This window comes from Salmonella enterica subsp. arizonae, assembly GCF_008692845.1.
GTDB lineage: Bacteria > Pseudomonadota > Gammaproteobacteria > Enterobacterales > Enterobacteriaceae > Salmonella > Salmonella arizonae.
Window position 1 is genome coordinate 1 of sequence record NZ_VXJW01000027.1, and the last position, 2,299, is coordinate 2,299.

3 protein-coding genes are annotated in these 2,299 nt (G+C 59.5%); all 3 read right to left on the bottom strand.

Translation table 11 applies throughout. From position 1 onward, the window contains the following. On the bottom strand, positions 1–1,518 hold a 1,518-nt coding region (gene tnpC, locus F4V61_RS21920; RefSeq protein ID WP_432761909.1), incomplete at its 3' end, for an IS66 family transposase. Positions 1,519–1,581: 63 nt separating this feature from the next. Further along, positions 1,582–1,917 (bottom strand): IS66 family insertion sequence element accessory protein TnpB, encoded by a 336-nt coding sequence (tnpB, locus tag F4V61_RS21925; protein ID WP_038395648.1) that lies wholly within the window; start codon positions 1,915–1,917, stop codon positions 1,582–1,584. After that, entirely contained in the window at positions 1,904–2,218 is a 315-nt protein-coding gene (tnpA, locus tag F4V61_RS21930) for an IS66 family insertion sequence element accessory protein TnpA (RefSeq protein WP_012210023.1), read from the bottom strand. Before tnpA ends, tnpB begins: the two co-directional genes overlap by 14 nt. Between the last annotated feature and the right edge of the window lie 81 nt (positions 2,219–2,299).

The following is a 2,299-nucleotide window of genomic DNA, read 5'->3' on the forward strand; positions in this document are numbered from 1 at the left end:
TTTCGCGAAGGGTAACAGCTCGTGCAGCCGCTCTTCCGGTAATGAAGGTAGCCGCTCCAGAACCAATTTCAGCCAGCCATACGGCTCCACGCCGTTCAGCCGCGCCGTCTCCAGCAGGCCCATCACCGCTGCCGCTCGATGCCCTGCCTGCAACGATCCGGCGAACAGCCACGTATTCCGGCCCATTACCACCTGGCGGATCGCGCGCTCACACCGGTTATTATCCAGCGGTAATGCGCCATCATCCACGAACCGGCTCAGTTCCATTTTGTGAGACAGCACATATTTTATCGCCTTATGCAGCGCTGAACCCGGCGCGCATTTCTGCGCCTGCGACGTCAGCCACGCCCATAGCGCATCCAGTTGCGGTTTCGCATACCGCTGTCGCCATTGTCGGATCTTCTCCGGCGACCTGTGGCGGATCTTTTTCTCAAGACTGTACAGCCCGTGGATCATCTTCAGCGCCGTTCCGGCATGCGGATCGCGGTTCGCCTTATATAACGCCGCGAAGCCACGCCGCGCATGTGCCCAACAGCCTGCATTAATGATACTGCCGCCGTTTTTCAGCGAGTGATACACAGCATAACCGTCCGTGACCAGGGTTCCGCTCCAGCCCGCCAGCCACGCTTCGGGATAACGCGCCGCCCGTCCGGGCTGACAGTCGAAGCAGACCACGCTGTCGCCCGTGGTTTCTCCGCTGACATACGCCCACAGGTAACCGTTCTGCGCCTTCCCGTCCTTTTTCGTGTTCAGGATTTGCAGCGGCGTTTCATCCGCATGAAGCACCGGGCGGCTTAACAGTTCCGTGCGCAGCAGCTCCGCCAGCGGCATCAGCCAGACGCAGGCCGTGCCCACCCATCCGGCCAGCGTGCTGACCGGCAGTTCCACTCCGGCGCGGGCGAACACCTGCTGCTGATGATACAACGGCTGGCGGTCGCAGAACTTGCTGACCAGCACCTGCGCCACCAGTCCCGGCTCAGGGATGCCCTTCGGGATAATCTGCGCGGGCAGACGGCCTGAGACCACGCGCTGGCAACCCTCGCAGCCGTACTGCGGGCGAACGTAACGCTTCACCACGAACTGCGCCGGGATGTAGTCCAGCCGCTCGCTGATTTCATCGCGGATATGGCGCAGCGGCTGACCGCAGTCCGGGCAGGCGCAGGAGTCAGGTCCGATAACGGTTTCTTCGCGCACAAGGTGTTCCGGCAGGATTTTGCGGACCGGACGCGCTTTCTTTTCTTCCGGCTCCGGCAGCAGGCGCGCAAGCTGCGTTTCGGCAGAAGCGATATCGGCGTCGGCATCCTCTTCGAACAGGGAGCATTGCAGGCCGCTGAAGGATTCAGCCTGGCGGCCAAAGCGCTGCTGTCGTGCGAGCATCAGGGCTTCTCTCATCAGGTGTATCTGATGGTCTTTTTCACTCAGGGAAGCGTCTTTTTTACGGTTCTCTTCCAGGAGGGATAACGCCAGCTGACGTAGCGTGTCGGGATCGTTAGTGGAGAGAAGTTCGGTAATATCCATGCCAGATATTATACGTTTTCCGGCACAGATATTCATTTAAAATCATCGGATTAGTGTCAGGTGTCATGTCCATTTTGTCAGGTCGTGACCGGACATTTTCTGCCAGTCGATGCCGGAGACGAGCCAGTCAAACTGTTCCGGCGTGAGCGACCATGTGCTGTCGCCGTCACGCGGCCAGATAAAGCGCCCCCGGTGCAGACGGCGGGCGCAGAGCCAGACGCCGTGCCTGTCCCACCTCAGCAATTTAATGCGGGTGCGGTTTTTATTGGTGAAGAGGAAGGCTGCGCCGTCATGCCAGGGCATGCTGAGTGAATTCTGCACATACATAGTGAGGACATCAATACCACAGCGCATATCGACGGGATGGCGGACGAGGAAGAGCTGCTCAGGCTTCAGCATGTTTCACCGCCCGGAGAACGTCAGGAAGCTGTGCGGGAAGGCAGTCGATACGGTAGCCGCCGGGGAGGTGCAGGGTGATGAGGCTGTCGGGTGGCGCAGGTTCAGGTGACGGCAGGATACAGACGGGCAGCAGCACCGGGTTATCAGTGACAGAGACGCCGTCATCGGGCAGGCGAAGCCACTTGTGAAAAGCATGAGAGGAAAGGCCGTGGAGGCGACAATACTGAAGGCGGGTAAGGCCGCTGGCGCGCCAGTCCCGGACATGCTGAGCTTTTTGCGTGGTGGTGTGGTGAGTGGTCATGTTATTGCCTCAGGGGATAGACATGACCACGATGCTACAGGGCTGAAAAAATTTGAAAATGTGAGTTCACCGGAACGTTAC